Genomic DNA, 19,141 nt, shown 5'->3' with positions numbered 1-19,141 from the left:
TACCGCGCCTGTTCCGTGCCGGGCCGGGATCGGCTCCGGTCCAAGGTGCGGCCCGTGACAGGACCGGTGATCTCCCCGAGTGCGACCTGGCCGGGTTGTCGGCAGGTCAGGCGGACCTGGCGCGATCGATCCCTGCCGAGCCTGCCGGTCGCGTCCCGAGTGTCCGCAAAGGATGCTTAGCGGCGATCGCCTGTCCGATTGACGTCTGAATGACCTTTTTGGCGAGGGGTCGTGAGTGGCAAAGAGGGTTAGAACGCTCTTTGCCACTCACGACTCGTTCGTAAAGTAGTGCAAAGTACCCAAAACGGGCGCATCGGCGGGAAAAGTTGTCCCGTGTGGACGGTCGAGGTCGCGGCGGGCTCCCTGTGGGTCAGTTCAGGTCGCGCCTCAGCGGGTGAGTCAGCTCATCGGCGGCAAAATGAACCTGACGGGCAAAGGGAAGGGCGCGACCCAGGGCGGTTGAGCCGGAAGGATGGTCACCATGCCGGAAGATTCCTTCGACGGCAGAAACCCGACCAGTCACGAGCGCATGACCGGTCTCCCCTGGGACGCCTCGTACCACGAAGGCCCCGCTCCCTGGGATTTCGGCGGGCCTCAGCCCGCCGTCGTCAGGGCGGCGCCACGCTTCACCGGCACGGTGCTCGACGCGGGCTGCGGCTCCGGTGAGAACGCGCTCCACCTCGCGTCCAGAGGGCTCCAGGTGCTGGGCGTCGACGTCGCCGAGACGGCTCTCGAGATCGCGCGAAGGAAGGCCCGTGAGCGAAACCTCGAGGCCGAGTTCAAGACGGCCGACGCGCTTCACCTGGAGCGGCTCCAGCTCAGGTTCGACACGGTGCTCGATTGCGGGCTCTTCCACGCTTTCGACGCCGACGAGCGCGTGGCGTACGTCAAAAGCCTCGAAGCGGTCACCAGGGGCACGCTCTACATCCTGTGTTTCCGCGAGGGTGAGAACGCCGGGCCGCATCCCGTAAAACGCGAGGCGCTGACAAAGCCCTTCGGTGCAGGATGGCGTGTGAAGACCATCGAGGAGGAGCGCGTCCGGACCGGGTTCCACGACGAGAACGGCGCTCCCGCCTGGTTCGCGACGATCGAAAGAGAGCCGTCGGATGAGTGAGTTGCGGAAGCTGCTGGCCGATGTCGCCGCCCGCGCGGCCGATTACCGCGAGAGCGTGGCCGACGGTCCGGTCTTCCCGGACGACACGGCGGGCGTCCGCGAGAAGCTCGGCGACTTGCCCGAGAAGCCCGTCCTGCCCGCCGACGTGGTCCGGCGGCTGGCCGATGCCGTCGAGCCCGCGCTGGTGGGGAGTACAGGGCCGAGGTACTTCGGTTTCGTCACCGGCGGCGCGCTCGACGCCGCGACGGCGGCCGACATGCTGGCGACCGGCTGGGATCAGCCCGCGTTCAACAAGGTCACCTCGCCGGCCGCCGCGATCGTCGAGGACGTGGCGGGCGAGTGGCTCAAGGACGTCCTCGGCCTGCCGTCCCACGCTTCTTTCGGCTTCGTGACCGGCGGGCAGGGGGCGAACACTGTCGGCCTGGCCGCCGCCCGGCATCACGTGCTGGCGAAGGCCGGCTGGGACGTCGAGCGCCGCGGGCTGCACGGGGCGCCGCCGTTGCGGGTCATCGCCAACGAGGAGCGGCACGCGACGATCGACCGCTCCCTGCGCCTCCTCGGGCTGGGCACCGATGCCGTCAAGCCGGTGCGCGCGGACGAGCAGGGCGCCATCGACATCGCTGATCTCGAGAAGGCGCTCGACGGGCCCGCAATCGTTTGCCTTCAGGCCGGGAACGTGAACACCGGGGCGTTCGACGACTTCGCCGCCGCGACGGAGATCGCCCACCGGCACGGCGCGTGGGTCCACGTCGACGGCGCGTTCGGCCTCTGGGCGGCCGCCGCCCCCGCGCTCAGGCGGCTGACCGCGGGACTCGAAACGGCCGATTCCTGGGCTGTCGACGGGCACAAGTGGCTCAACGTCCCGTACGACAGCGGGTACGCCTTCTGTGCCCACCCCGAGTCGCATGTGGCCGCGATGTCACTGACCGCCGCGTATCTGACCGGCCAAGGAGACGGCGGCGTGCGGGCGCCGAGCGACTTCGTGCCGGAGTCGTCCCGCCGGGCGCGGGGGTTCGCCACGTGGGCGGCGCTCAGCGAGCTGGGCCGCACGGGGATCGCCGAGCTGATCGAGCGCTGCTGCGCGCTGGCCCGCAGGTTCGCCGAGCAGCTCACCGAAGCGGGTCTCACCGTCGTGAACGACGTGGTGCTGAACCAGGTTCTCGTCGACTTCGGTGACGACACCGAGCGCGTGGTCGAGGCGGTTCAGCGGTCCGGCGAATGCTGGATGGGCGCGACCACCTGGCGCGGCCGACGCCTGATGCGTGTCTCGGTGTCCAACTGGAGCACCACCGAGGCCGACGTCGACCGCAGTGTCGCCGCGATTCAGGCCGCCCGCGCGTCCGTCGCGGCCAGCGGATAGGCGTAGCTCGCCCCGCCGAGACGCCGCGCTGTCGCGTGCAGGGCGGCGTTGGCCTCGCGCATGCGCCGCAGTGCCGTGAGGTCTCCGGGCGGCGCTGTCCGCTGGACGCCGAACAGCACGGTGTACGGATCCCGCGCGGTCGGGACGCGGGGAGCGGTCACCCGCGCGGTCGGGAAGAGATAGAGGAGCACGCTGCCGCCGGTGCCGAGCATGTCGGGAGTCAAACCGGCCAACGCGTCGCCGAGCACCTTTTCGGCGTGGGCGCCGGGAAGCAGCACGTTCGCCCGGGGATGCGGGTGGTACCACGAACCCGTCGACCGCAGCTGCGCCTCGATCGGCAGGATCCGGTCGACGAACTCCCGGTACGTCGCCTCGATGATCTCGGCGGACTCGTACCGGAGGTCGTCGATCTGCGGCGACTGCGCGGAAACCGCCTCCAGGACGAATCGCCATCGCCCGTCCGCGAACTGCGCCTGGCCGTCGACGTGATCGAAGCGGAGCTCGTCCACCAGCCGCCGCTGATCCCCGAGATATGCGCTGAGGTCGTGGTATGTCAGGCGATGCCGTCGGACCTTCGAAGGCGCGCGGGTCAGCGCGACGGTGGCCCGCGTGATGATCCCGTGCCGCCCCTGCGTCCCGCGCACCGCGTCGAAGAGCGCCGCGTTGCCGGTGGGCGAGCAGGTCACCAGTTCCCCGTCGGGGGTGACGACGTCGAGATCGTGGACGTTGTCCGCCTGCGAGCCGTACCGGTGGCTCGCGCCGCCGAATCCGCCGGTGGACAGCAAACCGCCGACGGAGAGTTCCAGGTAGTCGGGGAGCACGGGCGGAACGGTGCCGGTGCGCAGCGTCGCGTCGACGACCGCGCGCCAGCGGGCGCCCGCGTCCACGCTGATCCGGTCCGGGCCGAACGGGCGGACCCCGCCGAGTGACGACATGTCGATGACGATCCCGGCGTCGACCAGCGCCTGCCCGTCGACGGAATGTCCGGCACCCCGTGCCACGACAGGGATTCCGTGCTTCCGGCCGAACCGCACGAGGGCTGCCACATCGACGGCGGTCGCGGGGAAGGCGACGGCGAGCGGACGGCGGTGGACGTGATCGCCGAAGTCCCGCTCAGCGTCCGCGAGGTCACGTTCGCGGACGCTGAGCGTTCCGGCGAGTTCGGGCGGTTCCACGGCTCCGCGTCCGGGGATCGCCAGCCGAGGTTCGAAATCGTGGTGTGCCACGGGATGCGACCTCCGGTCCGGGGAACTGCCTTCTCCTGCAGACAACGACGTTAAAGGTCGCGACGGCCGGCTGGCCTCTCCACGATTGCGAGCAGTCGTGGATAAGCCTCGCCACACCTGTCGCCCCTAGCCTGACCGAAGGGCGAAGGGAGCACTAATGTCGGTCGACGACGCGGGACGGCTCGGGCTGAGGGCGTTGGCGGATCTGGCGACACCGATGGCGGTCCGGGTGGCGGCCACCTTGCGGGTCGCCGACCACCTCGCGGCCGGGGCGCGCACCCCGGCGCAACTCGCCGCGGTCACCGGCACGCACGCGGGGGCGCTGGACCGCCTGCTGCTGCACCTGGTCACCGTCGGGCTGTTCACCAGGGATCACACGGGCGCCTACGCGGTGACCGAGGTCGGCGAGCAGCTCCGCGACGGTCACCCGCGCAGCAAGCGGAAGTGGCTGGACATGAACGGCGCCATCGGCAAGGGGGACTTGAGTTTCGTCGACCTCGCCCACGCGGTGAAGACCGGCGAGGAGTCCTATTCGGTGCGCCACGGCGTCCCGTTCTGGGACGACCTCAGCGGCGACGCGGAACTCTCGGCGTCCTTCGACGCGCTGATGGGGCACCACATCGCGCTGGACAACTCGGGCATCGTCGACGCCTACGACTGGACGAGCCTCGGGCACGTGGTCGACGTCGCGGGCGGCAGCGGCGCGCTCCTGGAAGCCTTGCTCATCAAGCATCCCGGGCTGCACGGCACGCTGGTGGACCTGCCGGGGCCGGCGGCGAACGCGCGCGAGCGCTTCGCCGGAAGCGGCCTGGCCGAGCGGGTCGACGTCGTGCCGGGAAGTTTCTTCGACCCGCTGCCCGACGGCGCGGACGCGTACGTGCTGTCGGCGATCATCCACGACTGGGACGACGGGCCGTCCGTCGAGATCCTGAAGCGCTGCGCGGAGGCGGCCGGTGACGACGGTGTCGTACTGCTCGTCGAGGCGATCGGTTCCGACGGCGAGACCCCGAACACCGGCATGGACCTGCGCATGCTCATCTACAACGGTGGCAAGGAACGCGGGCTTTCCGAGCTGGCCGAGCTGGCGCGCATGGCCGGGCTCAAGGTGCGCGGGACGCACAAGGCGGGGCAGAAGTCGTATATGTCCATTGTGGAGCTGGTCAAGGCTTAGCGAGTTCCGTGAAGGCCTCCTTCCCTACCTTGAGGGTAGGGAAGGAGGCCTTCACGGACTTTCAGGCGGCCAGGCGTGAAGCGATGTCGGCCCGCAGCGCCTTCTTGTCCACCTTGCCGATTCCGGTGGCGGGCAGGGCGTCGACGACGACCAGCCGTTCCGGGAGCTTGAACCGGGCCGCACCCGCGGCGAGCATCAGGTCGTGGACGTCCTGCAGCGCAACAGGTTCCGTGGCCACCACATAGAGACAGACGACCTCGCCGAGTTCCGGATCCGGCATGGCGACCGCCGCCGCGTGGTCTACCCCGGCCAGCTCGACGGCGAACGACTCGACCTCCTCGGCGTTGATCTTCTCGCCGCCGCGGTTGATGACGTCCTTCTCCCGCCCGGAAACCACCAGGTAGCCCTCGGGCGTCACGCGGACGATGTCGCCGGTGTTGTACCAGCCGTTGACGAACGACCGCGCGTTCAGCTCCGGCGAGCGGTAGTAGCCCCGAGTCGTGTACGGGCCGCGGACCAGCAGGATCCCCGGCTCGCCAGGCGGCACCGGCGCGCCTTCTTCGTCCACCAAAAGGATCTCGTCGTGCGGTGAGATCGGCTTGCCCTGCGTGTGCAGCACCAGTTCGTCCGGGTCGTCGAGCCGCGTCAGGCACAGAAGCCCTTCACCCATCCCGAAAACCTGCTGCAGCGTGCACCCGAGCTTCGGTCGCACCTGCGCCGCCAACGCGGGATCGAGTTTGGCCGCGCCGATCTGGATCATTTCCAAAGTGGACAGATCGATCTCCGGCCCGGCGTCCAGGTACTCGATCCACCGGTGCAGGATCGCCGGCACCGCGGACGTCGCGGTGATCCGCTCGCTCTCGATCAGCGGCAACGCCTGCTGCGGCGCGGGCGAGGGCGCGATGACGACCCGGCCGCCGGACAGCAGCGCGCCCAGGATCCCCGGCCCGGTGTTCGCGAAGCCGTGTCCGAGCGGAAGTACCACCAGATACGAGGTGTCCGGCCCGAACCGGCAGATCTCCGACGCCGACTTGATCATGTACGTCAGGTCGTTGCCACTGCGCGGGATCAGCTTCGGCAGCCCCGTCGTCCCGCCCGAAAGCAGGAACGTCGCGACGGAATCACCGTTCGGCGCGGCGGCGTCGAGTGCCTGCGTGACCTCGACGGGCTCGTCCGCGACGAACAGCCCGCGCAGGTCGATGTTGCCCGGCGCGACGTCCTCGCCGACCACGAACACGAGCCCGTCCGGCAGCACCTCGCGGGCGAGCGCCTGATGGTCGAATCCTTTGTGGACGTCCGGCACGACGATCGCGCTCGCCTCGGCGTTCGCGAGGATCCCGCCGATCTCGTGCTCGCGGAACTGCGGCATCGTCCACACGGGAACAGCGCCGAGCCGAAGGCAGGCGAACGTGGTGACGACGAATTCCCAGCAGTTCGGCAGCTGGATGACGACGCGGTCGTCGCCGCCGACACCGAGCGCGCTCATCCGGATCGCCGCGCCGTCGGCCTTGGCCAGCAGCTCCCCGAACGTCATCCGCACGTCGCCGTCGACGAGGCAGACCTCGTCCGGGTACTTGCGCGCGGTCTCGGCCAGGTGTGTCCCCAGCGACCGGCCTTCCCAATAGCCCTCGGCGAAATAGCGGTCCGCGGCGGCGCGCGGCCACGGCACGACCCCCGACCCCGTCGACCGCCCGGCTGATCCCAGCATGGTTCCTCCTCGCTGTGGGTCCCGGCTGGACACTAGGGACGCGGTGCGCGCCGGGGCGTCTCGAACCTTGCGCTCGCACTCGAAGGTCGCTCGAGGATCACGCGCAAGCAGTCGAGGAGATGCCGGAGTCAGGCGGCAGGGCAGACGCTGTCCGTACAACGAGGCGCCGGAATCTTGTGTTGTCTCCGGTCGGGCGATCTATATCGAGGAGCGAGGACTTGAGCGAGAACAAAGCACCCGACGAAGCCATTGCGATCATCGGTATGAGTTGCAGGTTCGCTCCAGACCTCGACTCTCCGGAGAAGTTCTGGGAGTTCCTCGCCGATGGTAAGAGCACCGTCAGCGACATGCCCGAAAAGCGATGGAAGTCCTACGCGGCGAGCAGCCCACAGGCGACCGCGATCCTGAGGGGGACCACGATCCGTGGTTCCTTCCTCGACGACATCGAGGGATTCGACGCCGACTTCTTCGGCATTTCCCCGCGTGAGGCGGACTTCCTCGACCCGCAGCAGCGGTTCATCCTCGAACTGGCTTGGGAGGCGCTGGCGGACGCGGGTGTCCCGCCGCTTTCGCTGCGCAACTCCGACGCCGGGGTGTTCGTCGCCGCCAACTCGAACGACTACGGCCGCCGCCTGCTGGAGGACCTCCCTCTCACCGGCGCGTACGCCGTCAACGGCACGACGTTCTACGGGATCGCGAACCGTGTTTCCTACTTCCTCGACGTCCGCGGCCCGAGCATGGCGGTCGACACCGCCTGCGCCGGTTCGCTGACCGCGCTGCACATCGCGGCGCAGAGCCTGCGCACCGGGGAGACGTCGATCGCGCTCGTCGGTGGCGTCAACATCATGGCCACCCCGGCGCTGAACGTCGCGCTGGAGGGCGCGGGCGCGATGTCGCCGGACGGCACCAGCAAGGCCTTCGACAAGAACGCCGACGGTTACGGCCGCGGCGAGGGCGCCGGCGTCATCGTGCTGAAGCTGCTTTCGGACGCCGTCCGCGACGGCGACCCGATCCAGGCCGTCATCCGCGGCAGCGGCGTCTTCCAGGACGGCCGGTCCGAGGGCATGATGGCGCCGAACGCCGACGCGCAGGCCCATATGCTGCGCGAGGTCTACGAGCGCGCGGGCGTCGATCCGTCCACTGTGGACTACGTCGAGGCGCACGGCACCGGGACCCCGACCGGGGACGGCGAGGAGGTCGAGGCCCTCGCCGCGGTCATCGGCGCGGTGCGGTCCGCGGAGAACCCTTGCCTGGTCGGTTCGGTGAAGCCGAACATCGGGCACGTCGAGGGCGGTTCCGGGATCACCGGCGTGATCAAGACCGTGCTGGCGCTGCGCAACGAGCAGATCCCGCCGAGCCTGCACACCGAGCCGAACGACGCCATCTCGGACCCGAGCTCGGGGCTGAAGCTGGTCGGCGAGAACACCCCGTGGCCCGCCGGCGAGAACACCCGCCGCGCCGGTGTCTCCAGCTACGGCGTCGGCGGCACCATCGCCCACGTCGTCCTCGAAGAGGGCCCCGTGCAGCCGGAAACCCAGGCGGGCAAGGGAACCAGCGACGGCACCCGGAAGGTCTTCCCGATCTCCGCGATGTCGGAAGCGGGCCTGCGCGCGCTGGCCGGTTCCGTCGCGGACTGGATCGACGCCAACCCGCAGGCGTCCCTTTCTTCGATCGGGTACACGCTTTCGCGGCGTCGCTCGCACCTTCCGCAGCGCGGCACCGTCATCGCCGCCTCCACCGAGCAACTGGCCGAGCGGCTTCGCGCCCTCGCCGTCGACGAGCCCGCGTCCGGCATCCTGCTGGCCCGCGCGGGACAGCAGAGCGACGGCGCGGTGTGGGTCTTCTCCGGACACGGTTCGCAGTGGTCCGGCATGGGCCGCCAGCTGCTCGCCGAGCACGCGGGATTCGCCGCCACGATCGACTCGCTGGCCGGTGTCTACCGCGAGGAACTGGGCTGGACGCCGCGTGAGGCGATCCTCGACGGTGGTCCCTGGACCGCCGCGCACGTCCAGGCGCTGACCTTCGCCATGCAGGTCGGCCTGGCCGGGGTGTGGCGCAGCCGCGGCGTCGAGCCGGGCGCGATCATCGGCCACTCCGTCGGCGAGATCGCCGCCGCGGTGGCCGCCGGAACGCTCGACATCCTCGAAGCCGCCCGCTTCGCCTGCCGCCGCGCGGCCGCGTTGCAGCGGCTGGAGGGCGACGGCGGGATGGTGCTGGCGAGCCTGTCGTTCACCGAGGTCCAGGCCAAGCTGGGTGACCGCCCCGACCTCGTCGCCGCCATCTCCGCCAGCCCGACGTCGACAGTCGTCTCCGGCGACAAGGGCGCCATCGCGGAACTCGTCACGCAGTGGCGTGAAGAGGGCATCGACATGCGGGTCGTCGACACCGACATCGCCTTCCACAGCACGCATGTGGACGCGGTGCTGGAAGAGGTCGCGGCCGCGGCCCGGCAGCTCAACCCGCGGACGCCGTCGGTCAGCCTCTACAGCACCGCGCTGACCGACCCGCGTTCCGGCGTCGCCCGCGACGGCGACTACTGGGCGGGCAACCTGCGCAACCCGGTGCGCTTCGCCGAAGCCGTCGAGGCCGCTTTCGAGGACGGGCACCGCGTGTTCGTCGAGATCTCGTCGCATCCGGTCGTCTCGCACTCGATCATCGAGACCGCCGAGAGCCTCGGCATCGACGACCTGGCGGGCTGCGCCACCTTGCGCCGCAACACCGACGAGGTCGGCACGCTGCTGCACAACCTCGCCAAGCTGCACGTCCAGGGCGTCGAGATCGACTGGACGCGCGACTTCGCCGAGGGTGACCTGCTGGGCATCCCGGCGGCCGCGTGGCAGCACAAGCCGTACTGGATCTTCCCCGAGACCGGCGCCGACACCGGCCTCGGCAGCGGGCACGACCCGGAGAGCCACAGCCTGCTCGGCGGCCGGATGACCGTGTCCGGCGCGCCGTCGCGGCAGGTCTGGCAGACGCGGCTCGACATGGACAGCCGTCCGTACCCGCAGAGCCACGGGCTGGTCGGGGTCGAGGTCACCCCGGCGGCGTCGATCATCAACACCTTCGCCCTCGCGGCGGAGGAGGAGATCGCGCCCGCGCTGACCGACATCGTGCTGCGCACCCCACTCGCCGTGCAGCCCGCCCGCATCGTCCAGATCGTCAAGGAAGGCCGGTCGCTCGCGCTCGCCACCCGCGTCGCGGACGAGACCAGCGCCGAGGACGACGAGTGGATCACGCACACCACCGCGTCGATCGACACGAGCGCGAAGGTGCCGGAGGGGCGGATCGAGTTCGCCACGATCCGCGACCGCCTGCCCAGCGGGTCGCTCACGAAGGCGGACGAGATGTTCGGCCGGATGGGCGTCGAGGGCTACGCGTTCCCGTGGGACATGAGCGAGCTGTACTACGACGACGTCGAGCAGCTCGCGCTGATGGACTGCGTCGCGCCGCCCGCGAAGCTGGCCACCAGCTGGGCGCACGTGATCGACGCCGCGCTCACGATCAGCGCGATGGTGGTCTCGCCCGGCCACGCCACCGTGCTGTGGATGTCGCGCGGCATCGAGAAGGTGGCGTGGAAGGGTGAGCCGCCCGCGCGGATCATCGTGCACGCCACGCGTTCGCCGAAGTCGCCGGAGGACACCGTCGACGTCCTGGTCGCCAACGAGAACGGTGACATCGTCTCCGAGGTCATCGGGCTGAAGTTCGCGGCGGTCGAGCACCTGGGCACCGCGGTCCTGCCGCGCGACCTGGTGCACGAGGTCACCTGGCACGAGCTGCCCGAGGCCACGTTGGCATCGGAGCTCGACCAGATCGTCGTGGTCGGCCCGCCCGCCACCACGGGCACGCTGGTGGAGCAGTTCACCGCCGTCGGGGTCTCCGCCACCGCTGTCGAGGTGGCGATCGACGGCGAACCGCTCGACCTCACCGCGGGCATGTTCGCGAACCCGGGCGCGGTCGTCGTCGCGCCTTCGCGGGCGGCGGAAGGCGAGCGGCTGGAGGACTCGACCGAACGCACCACGTGGTCGCTCATCCGCACCGCGCAGCGGATCGCGGAACTGCAGGCGACGTCGCAGGGCAAGGTCGCGACCCAGCGGATCTGGGCGATCACCAGCGGCGTCCGTCAGGGCACCGACGAACGCTCGGTCGCGCACGGCCCGTTGTGGGGTGTCGGCCGCATCATCGCCGGCGAGCACCCGGAACTGTGGGGCGGCACGATCGACGTCGAGCACTGCACGGCTTCGGACCTCGGCTCGCGGCTGATCGAGGTCTTCCGCGGCCCGGCCGGTGACGAGGACGTCATCTCACTGACCGGCGAAGGCGCGGAAGTGGCGCGGTTGAGCCAGATCACCCGCAGCACCGACGGTTCCCCGCTGCACTGCTCGCCTTCGGGCACGGTGCTGATCACCGGCGGTCTCGGCGGACTCGGGCTGGAGGTCGCCCGCTGGCTGGTCGACCGCGGCGCCCGCCGTCTGCTGCTGGCCGGCCGCCGTGGCCTGCCGCCGCGCGCGGACTGGGCTTCGGTGACCGACCCGGACGTGAAGCACCAGATCGACAGCGTCCTCGGGCTCGAGGCGCTGGGCGTCACGGTCGGGGTGCTGGCGCTGGACATCACCGACGAGGACGCCGTCGCGTCGGCGCTCGCGCCGGGCGCGCTGGGTCTTCCGCCGGTCACCGGCGTCATCCACGCCGCCGGTGTGGTCAACGACGCGCTGGTGGACAAGGTCGACCAGGACGGTCTGCGCGACGTGTTCGCGCCGAAGGTCAACGGGGCGCTGGTGCTGCACCGGCTCTTCCCGGCGGGCTCGCTCGACTTCTTCGTCCTGTTCTCCTCGTGCGGCCAGTTCGCCCGCCTCTCCGGGCAGGCGAGCTACGCGGCGGCCAACTCGTTCCTCGACGCGCTGGCCACGCACCGCAACTCGGGCGGTACGAACGACACCATCAGCCTCGGCTGGACGGCGTGGCGCGGTGTCGGTCTGTCGCAGGACATCGCGACGACCATGTTGGAAGCGAACTCCCGCGGTCTGGAAGCCGTTTCCGCTTCGGAAGCGTTCCGGGCCTGGGCGTTCGGCGACCGGTTCTCCTCGGACTACCAGGCTGTGCTGCGGGTCCTGCCGACCCCGCCGCACCAGCGGAAGCTGCCCATGTTCCGCGAGCTGACCGTGGTCGACGAGAACGCCGAAGCCAACGCGGGCAACGGGTTCACCGTCGACTTCGCGAACCTGTCCGAATCCGAGACCCGCGAGAAGGTCACCGGCGACGTCCGCGAGCAGGTGGCGGCGGAGCTGAACCTGGAGGCCGGTGACATCGAGCTGAAGCGGCCGCTGGTCGAGCTCGGCGTCGACTCGGTGATGACGGTGGCGCTGCGGGTACGGCTGCAGCGGCGCTACGGGCTGGACCTCCCGCCGACCATCCTGTGGGCCAAGCCCACCGTGGCCGCGGTGTCCGACCACATCCACACCAGCCTCGCCGAACTGGCCGCGGGCGACGAAAACCAGGCCGACGCGGCCTGATCCCCGAGCCGAAGGGCGTGGGCGGCCTCGATGGCCGTCCACGCCCTTCGGCGTCAGAAAGGTGTCCCATGGCCATTGAACCGATCACGCGGTTCCTGCTCGCCGTCGGCGCGATCCTGCTGGTCAGTCATGCCTGCGGAGAGGTGCTGCGAAGACTTCGCCAGCCGCCGGTGCTCGGGGAGATCGTCGGCGGGCTCCTGCTCGGCCCTTCGGTGCTGGGCCTGATCTGGCCGGCGGGCGGCGCCTGGCTCTTCGCGCCCGAGGTTCTGTCCAGTTTGGACAAAGCCGCGCAACTGGGCCTGGTCGTGTTCATGTTCCTGCTCGGCTGTGCACTGCGGACCGACCGCATCGAACGCAAATCCCTGGTCGGCGCGGTGGTGCTGGGCGGGATGGGGCTCCCGTTCGCCGCCGGGATCGGGGTCGCGTTCGCCGCGTCGTCCGCGCTGGCCGGCGCGGACGCCCCGAAAACGGGCTACGTACTCTTCTTCGCGCTCGCGATGGCCATCACCGCGTTGCCCGTACTGGCGCGGATCCTGGTCGACCTCAAGATGGAACGCACCGGGCTCGGCGCGCTTTCGGTCACCAGCGCGGCGATCGGGGACGGCGTCGCCTGGCTGACGCTCACCCTGATCCTGGTCGGCACCGGCGTCCACGGCAGCGGAAACCCCGCCACGACGGCGATCCTGGCCGTGGTGCTGGTCGTCGTCACCCAGGTCGTCGTGCGCCGGGTGCTGAGCGCGCTGGTCACCCGGATCCAGTCCGAGAAGGTCATGACCGTGGTGCTCCTCGTGGGCGCGCTCGGCTTCGCCGTGATGACCCAGATCCTCGGGCTGCACGCGCTGCTCGGCGCGTTCCTGTTCGGCACCGCCGTTCCCCGCGACTGCCCGCTGGTCGAGCGGATCAGCGAACAGCTGCGCGGCTTCACCCTCGTCGTGCTGCTGCCGTTGTTCTTCGCGCTGGTCGGGCTGAGCACTTCGATCGGCCTGCTCGGGACGAACGTGTCGCACTGGCTGCTGTTCGCCGGGGTGCTCGTGGTCGCGCAGCTGACGAAGTTCGTCGGCGCGGGCGGCGCGGCGCGGCTGGCCGGCCTGTCCGGGAACCAGGCGATCCAGCTCGGCACGCTGATGAACTGCCGCGGCGTCACCGAACTCGTCGTCGCCACCATCGGGCTGAAATACGGGCTGGTGAACCAGCTGGGCTTCACGATGCTCGTCCTGGTCGCCGTCGTCACCACGGCCATCACCGGACCCTTGATGCGCTTTCTCACCCGCCGGGAGACCTTCGAGGTTGTCGGCAATCAAGAAGACGTTCGTTCCCGCGACGGACTGTCACGCTCGGTGTCCGAATGACCAAGGAAAACGAGGGACGGAGGAGCAGTGCAACCGCATCCCTGTGACTGCAGCCCGATGTGCGTGTTGAGGGCGACCAATCCGATGCAGATCCGGCCGACCCGCACGGGCGGCAAGACCTTCGCCTCGGCGTCGGCCTACTGGAAGGCCGAGCCGGGGAGCGCGGATCTCGCGGGGCGGATCGTCCGGTACGTCGTGCTGGCCAACGACCCCGCGGTGCCGGACGTCGCCGCCGACTACTGGATGCACAGCGAACGCTTCTATCGTGCCGTCGTCGACCCGCTCGAAGCCGAGATCGGCCACGATCTGTCGTACCGGCGGCTCGTCGCGCAGCCGACCGACACGTTCGCGGAGCGGCGGCTCGAAGAGCGCGTCGTCGCGTTGCTCGACGAAAACCCCTCGCTGGCCTCGAAGCTGGCTCACGAGGCGGACGCCGCGGACGACAACGTCTACATCAACTACTTCCGCGGCAGGCTCTACGAACCGGAGTCCGAGCCCGCCGGGCTCGACAGGCTGACGGAACTCGCCCAGGGCGTGCGCTCGCGGCCTTCCGGAACCGGTGACGAGATCCTCGTCGTCGTCCCACTGTCCGATCGGGACGGTGCCGGTCGGATCCGGAACCTGACCGCCTGCCTGCTCGCGCTGCGCGACCAGACGTTCCCGTCGGACCGGTACCGGGTGACCGTCGTCGAGTTCGACGAGAAGCCGCGCTGGAAGCACATCGTCGAGCCGCTGGTCGACCACTACGTGCACATCCAGGGCGAGGGACTGTTCAACAAGTCCTGGACGCTGAACGTGGGCGTGCGCGAAACCCTCGGCGCGGCGCGGACCCTGTGCCTGCTCGACGCCGATATCCTGGTGGACCGGGAATTCCTGGAGCGCAACCACGCGCGGTTCGCCGACCAGCGCGCCGACGCGCATCTGCCGCATACCGAAATGCTGTCGCTGGACGGCCCTTCGAGCGACTGGCTGATCGAACGCCGCTGCGGCGAGAACACGCCGGAAGCACCCTTGGCGGGCGCACGCGGGCTGCTGCTTCGCGACGTCCCCGGCGCTTGCCTGTGGACACGGCCGGAGATCTTCCAGCGCATCGGCGGCTTCGACGAGCGTTACAAGGGCTGGGGCGGCGAAGACGAGGACATGCTCTACCGCATCTCCGCGGCGGGCGACGTCACGCAGTACGACGACGTCTTCCTCCATCTCGCGCACCGGCGGCCGCCGATGCGCGACGCCGAGGGGAAGCCGTTCAACGCGCACGTCGAGGTCGGCAGCTGGACCGGCGAGGCGGGCTTCGGGGACACGTCCGGTGTGGCGAGCGGCGATGAGTAGCGGGCTGGAGATCCATCCGGTGAAGGACGTGCGGCGCCAGCGGATCGCGATCTCGGGGATCTTCCTGATGATCGGGATCATGCTCGGCTCGTGGTTCGCACGGGTGCCGCAGCTGCGGATCGAACTCGGGCTCAACTTCGCGGAACTGGGCATGGTGCTGCTCAGCCAGACCGTCGGCGTGCTGCTGGCGATGCAGCTGGCCGGGCATCTGTCGAACCATCTCGACAGCCGCGCGGTCATCCGCGTCACTTCCCTTGTCCTGCCGTGGTTCCTGCCGCTGATGGCGGCGATGCCCGGCGCGGTCACCGCCGGTCTCGGCATGCTGACCTGGGGTGTGATCGCCGGTCTGCTCGACGTGTCGATGAACGCCCAGGGCGTCGAGGTCGAACGGCGGGCGCGTCGGCCGGTGCTCAACAGCCTGCACGCGGTGTGGGGCATCGGCGCGCTGCTCGGATCGGGCGGCACGGTGCTGGCCGTCCGGGCGGACGTTTCGCTGAGCACCCACTTCTGGGTCGTTTCGGTGGTGCTCGTCGTGATCGCGCTGTTCAGCGGGCGTTGGCTGCTGACGGAATCCCGCACCGCTTCGTCCTCTACCGCAGCGAAGCCGCCGAAGGTCGGCTTCTTCTCCGGCTGGACCCGCGCGGTGATCATCCTCGGCGGCCTCGGCGCGGCCGTGGCGCTCTGCGAAGGCGCGGTGTCCAGCTGGGGCGGCGTGTTCCTGAGCGAACAACGCGGCGCGGCGGCGAACATCGCGTCACTGGGCTACTTCGCGTTCATCGTGGCGCAGACCGGGACCCGGCTCATCGGCGACCGGCTGCACCGGCGATTCGGCGCCGTGGCGCTGGTCCGCTGGAGCATGGCGATGACCGCGGCCGGCGTCCTGCTCGCCGTCATGGTGCAGAGCGTGTGGTTCGGGCTGGCCGGGCTCGCGATGGCGGGCGTCGGGCTCGCCGTGGCGATCCCGATCATCTCCAGCGCGGTCGGGCACGGCACGAAGTCCAACACCAGCCTCGCGATCGCGCGGTACAGCACGCTGCACAACGCCGGAGTGCTCGCCGGCCCGGCGATCTTCGGGTGGCTCGCGCAGACGTTCGGGATCAGCACGGCGCTGACTTTGCTGCTGGTTCCGCTCGGGGTGATCGGGCTCTTCGCTTCGGCTACTTCTCCCGCTTCGACTGCTTCCGGGGCTTCGGCTCCGGAGCCTGGGCCTGAGCCGGTGGTTCCTCGGGCTGCTTAGGTCCGTCTTGTCTTGTCTCGTAAGTGGTGAGGACGGTTCTGACCGTCCTCACCACTCACGAGGCTTGAGGGGTGACGCCGCGGCCCCGCCGATCTCCGGAGCCTGGCCCTGCGCTGCTCACCGGCGCCCTGACCACCGGAAGTCCGTGAAGGCCTCCTTCCCTACCGTCAGGGTAGGGAAGGAGGCCTTCACGGACCGTACCGAAGACGCCTTGGCTGGAACCCGAACCAGAACGTCAGGCGGCCTGAGCCTGAGCGGCACCCGAGATCGCGGCGTACCCACCGGCCACCAGCGCCTGCGCGGCACCGGCGTACCACTCGGCCTGGTCGGGGGCGTCGGTCGCGAGCCCGTCGACGTACCGGTTGAACAGCGAGAACAGCGAAGCGATCAGCACGGTGTCGTGGATGTCGGCTTCCGAGGCGCCGGCGGTCTTGGCGTTGTCGACCAGGGCGGAAGTGACCGAGTGGCCGCTTTCGCGGGTGGCCAGCGCGACCTTCAGCAGCGCGCGCAGCTTGTCCGAGATCGGCGCGGCGTCGATGTCCTGCTTGGCCGAGTCGACGGTGGCGGCACCGCCCTCGATCTGCGCGGCGGAGAACGCGCCGTGTGCTTCGGCGCAGAAGTAGCAGTCGTTCTCCTTGGACACGACGGCGCCGATCAGCTCACGCTCGCCGGTGGTCAGCGAGCTCGGGCCGCGCAGCAGGGTCTCGACCAGTTCGCCGAGCGGTTTCGCGGTCTCAGGGCGGAAAGCGAACAGGCCGATGATTCCGGGCTTGGTGGGATCCACCGTGATATGCGACATGCGTCCTCCATGGATCGACGTAGAATCCGATGGTCCGCCCGGCGACCCCCGCGGAACAATATTCCCGATTGCTCAAGCACCCGAGCATTCAGGGAGACGTACACCGCCGCCCGCCATGGAACCGTGGAGAGCACGAACTTCAGCGGAGGGCGGGGTCACGATGCAGGCGCAGGTGCAGACGACGTTGCGCGTCGCGGCCAAAGACGTCGTCGCCGAAGGGGTCGTCTCGCTGGTCCTCAAGGCCGAGGACGGGGCGCGCCTGCCCGACTGGACGCCCGGTTCGCATATCGACCTCGTGCTGCCCGGCGGGCTGACCCGCCAGTATTCCCTGTGCGGAGATCGTTGGAACGCCTACGAATACCGCGTCGGCGTCCTGCGCGAGACCGACGGTCGCGGCGGCTCCGCCTATGTGCACGATCACCTGAAAAAAGGCGACACCGTCGGCGTGAGCCGTCCCCGCAACAATTTCCCGTTGGTGCCCGCGAAGAATTATCTCTTCATCGCGGGCGGGATCGGGATCACCCCGCTGCTTCCCATGATCCACCAGGCGGAGCTCACGAACGCGGACTGGAACCTCGTCTATGGCGGACGCACACGAAACTCCATGGCGTTCAAGGACGAACTCGCGGCGTACGGCGAAAAGGTCCACATCGTCTCCGAGGACGAACAGGGCCGCCCGGATCTCCAGTCCTGGCTGGGCGAAGTCCGCGACGGCCTCCGGGTCTACTGCTGTGGCCCGGCGGGGCTGCTCGACGCGGTCGAGAACGCTTGTGCCCCTTGGCCCGCGCCCACCTTGTGGACCGAGCGCTTCTCGGCGCCGGAGCAGGGCGCGCCGGTGCGCGACGAGCCGTTCGACATCGTGCTCGCGCGACGCGGCGCGACGGTCACCGTCACCCAGGACATGACCGTGATCGACGCGATGCGCACGGTCGGCGTCGACCTGCTTTCGTCCTGTATGGAGGGTGTCTGCGGCACCTGCGAGACCACGGTCCTCGACGGCGTCGTCGACCACCGCGACGCCCTGCTCACCGCCGAGGACCGCGCGGCGGGGGACTGCATGTTCCCCTGCGTCTCACGTTCGTGCACCGACCGGCTCGTACTGGATCTGTAAGCCCCGGAGGCCGTGATCATGACGTCGTTGCCCGTCATCGACATCGACCCGTTCGGCACCGAGGTGCTGACGGATCCGTACCCGCTCGAGCGGGCCCTGCTCGACGCCGGGCCGCTCTCCTACCTGAGCGCGCACGGCATCTACGCCGTCGCCCGGTACGACGCGGTGTACGCGGCTTTGCGCAACTGGCAAGGGTTCCAGTCCGGCGCCGGGGTCGGGCTCTCCAACTTCCGGACCGAGAAACCGTGGCGGCAGCTGAGCATCGTCGTCGAGGCCGACCCGCCGCACCACGACGCCCCGCGCAGGGTTCTCGCGAATCTCCTCGGCCCGCGCGCGCAGCGCAGGCTCCGCGCGGAATGGATGGCCAAGGCACACAAGATGGTCGGCAAGGTCCTCGACGGCACCCCGGGCAGCACGGTCGAGTTCGACGCCGTGACGGCGATCGCGGAGAAGTTCCCGCCGCGCGCGGTCGGCGACGCGCTCGGGCTGCCCGAGGAAGGCCGCGAGAACCTGTTGCCCTTCAGTGACTTCCTGCTCAACGCCTTCGGCCCGCGCAACGAACTCGTCGCCGCGGGCGCGCCCCACGCGAAGTTCCTGACGACGTGGGTCATGGAGCACTGCCGGCGCGACGCCCTCACCGAAGACGGCCTCGGCGGGCAGATCTGGGCGGCCGCCGACCGCGGCGAGATCACCCACGAGCAGGCGCCGGGCGTCGTGCGGTCGCTGTTCGCCGCCGGGTTCAACACCACCGTGCACGCGCTCGCCGCCGTCATGCACGCGCTGGTCACGCATCCCGAGCAGTGGGCGCGGCTGCGCGCCGAGCCGTCGCTGGCGCGGATCGCGTTCGACGAGGCCGTGCGCTGGGCGTCCCCGGTGCAGACGTTCTTCCGTACCGCGGTGGGCGACGTCCCGGTCGGCGACCACGTGGTCCCCGACGGCGCGAAGGTGCTGATGTTCCTGGGCGCGGCCAACCGCGACCCCCGGCGCTGGGCCGATCCGGAGAAGTTCGACCTCTCCCGTGACCCGTCCGGGCACGTCGGTTTCGGCTTCGGGCTGCACCAGTGCGTCGGGCAGAACCTCGCCCGGCTCGAAGCCGAATGCCTCATCACCGCGCTCGCGGAACGCGTGGAGACGCTGGAACTGGCGGCACCGGGGGAACGCCGCCTCAACAACACCCTGCGGGCCTGGCATTCCATCCCGGTCCGCGCCCGGCTCGCGAACTGAGAG

Annotated in this window: 12 protein-coding genes; 9 read left to right on the top strand and 3 right to left on the bottom strand. The window is 69.9% G+C overall.

The window, feature by feature from the left end:
- Positions 1–481 precede the first annotated feature (481 nt).
- On the top strand, positions 482–1,114 hold the full coding sequence (locus ACFOSH_RS18085) for a class I SAM-dependent methyltransferase (RefSeq protein WP_378240102.1): 633 nt from the start codon (positions 482–484) through the stop codon (positions 1,112–1,114).
- The gene (locus tag ACFOSH_RS18080; protein ID WP_378240101.1) at positions 1,107–2,474 is read left to right on the top strand and encodes a pyridoxal phosphate-dependent decarboxylase family protein; all 1,368 of its coding nucleotides are present in this window, start codon (positions 1,107–1,109) and stop codon (positions 2,472–2,474) included. The genes ACFOSH_RS18085 and ACFOSH_RS18080 overlap by 8 nt, the downstream gene beginning before the upstream one ends.
- Here ACFOSH_RS18080 and ACFOSH_RS18075 read toward each other — a convergent pair.
- A complete protein-coding gene (locus ACFOSH_RS18075) occupies positions 2,438–3,700 on the bottom strand; it encodes an FAD-binding protein (RefSeq protein WP_378240100.1) in 1,263 nt (420 codons plus the stop codon). The two genes, ACFOSH_RS18080 and ACFOSH_RS18075, sit on opposite strands and share 37 nt — an antisense overlap.
- Before the next feature lie 157 nt (positions 3,701–3,857).
- Here ACFOSH_RS18075 and ACFOSH_RS18070 point away from each other — a divergent pair, with 157 nt between their 5' ends.
- Positions 3,858–4,871, top strand: a complete 1,014-nt coding sequence (locus ACFOSH_RS18070; RefSeq protein WP_378240099.1) for a methyltransferase — start codon at positions 3,858–3,860, stop codon at positions 4,869–4,871.
- 61 nt (positions 4,872–4,932) lie between these two features.
- On the opposite strand, the gene ACFOSH_RS18065 is transcribed toward ACFOSH_RS18070, so the two are convergent.
- Positions 4,933–6,579: a (2,3-dihydroxybenzoyl)adenylate synthase gene (locus tag ACFOSH_RS18065; protein ID WP_378240098.1), complete on the bottom strand. Its 1,647-nt coding sequence runs from the start codon at positions 6,577–6,579 to the stop codon at positions 4,933–4,935.
- A 176-nt stretch (positions 6,580–6,755) separates the two neighbouring features.
- Between ACFOSH_RS18065 and ACFOSH_RS18060 the strand changes: the two genes are divergently transcribed.
- The 4 genes from ACFOSH_RS18060 to ACFOSH_RS18045 all read left to right on the top strand — a co-directional run bounded on the left by ACFOSH_RS18060 (position 6,756) and on the right by ACFOSH_RS18045 (position 16,004).
- Complete coding sequence (locus ACFOSH_RS18060) at positions 6,756–12,089, top strand: type I polyketide synthase (protein WP_378240097.1); 5,334 nt, start codon at positions 6,756–6,758, stop codon at positions 12,087–12,089.
- Positions 12,090–12,157: 68 nt separating this feature from the next.
- Complete coding sequence (locus tag ACFOSH_RS18055) at positions 12,158–13,438, top strand: cation:proton antiporter (RefSeq protein ID WP_378240096.1); 1,281 nt, start codon at positions 12,158–12,160, stop codon at positions 13,436–13,438.
- An 84-nt stretch (positions 13,439–13,522) separates the two neighbouring features.
- Positions 13,523–14,767 (top strand): glycosyltransferase, encoded by a 1,245-nt coding sequence (locus ACFOSH_RS18050; RefSeq protein ID WP_378240095.1) that lies wholly within the window; start codon positions 13,523–13,525, stop codon positions 14,765–14,767.
- Positions 14,760–16,004 (top strand): MFS transporter, encoded by a 1,245-nt coding sequence (locus tag ACFOSH_RS18045; RefSeq protein ID WP_378240094.1) that lies wholly within the window; start codon positions 14,760–14,762, stop codon positions 16,002–16,004. Before ACFOSH_RS18050 ends, ACFOSH_RS18045 begins: the two co-directional genes overlap by 8 nt.
- Positions 16,005–16,239: 235 nt before the next feature.
- Here ACFOSH_RS18045 and ACFOSH_RS18040 read toward each other — a convergent pair whose 3' ends face one another.
- The gene (locus tag ACFOSH_RS18040) at positions 16,240–16,803 is read right to left on the bottom strand and encodes a carboxymuconolactone decarboxylase family protein (RefSeq protein WP_378240093.1); all 564 of its coding nucleotides are present in this window, start codon (positions 16,801–16,803) and stop codon (positions 16,240–16,242) included.
- Between the two features lie 160 nt (positions 16,804–16,963).
- Here ACFOSH_RS18040 and ACFOSH_RS18035 point away from each other — a divergent pair, with 160 nt between their 5' ends.
- A complete protein-coding gene (locus ACFOSH_RS18035) occupies positions 16,964–17,914 on the top strand; it encodes a PDR/VanB family oxidoreductase (RefSeq protein WP_378240092.1) in 951 nt (316 codons plus the stop codon).
- 18 nt (positions 17,915–17,932) lie between these two features.
- The gene (locus ACFOSH_RS18030; RefSeq protein ID WP_378240091.1) at positions 17,933–19,138 is read left to right on the top strand and encodes a cytochrome P450; all 1,206 of its coding nucleotides are present in this window, start codon (positions 17,933–17,935) and stop codon (positions 19,136–19,138) included.
- Positions 19,139–19,141: the final 3 nt, after the last annotated feature.

The sequence above is a fragment of the Amycolatopsis speibonae genome, assembly GCF_042647925.1.
Lineage (GTDB): Bacteria > Actinomycetota > Actinomycetes > Mycobacteriales > Pseudonocardiaceae > Amycolatopsis > Amycolatopsis speibonae.
This window is presented reverse-complemented; position numbering and strand designations above follow the sequence as displayed.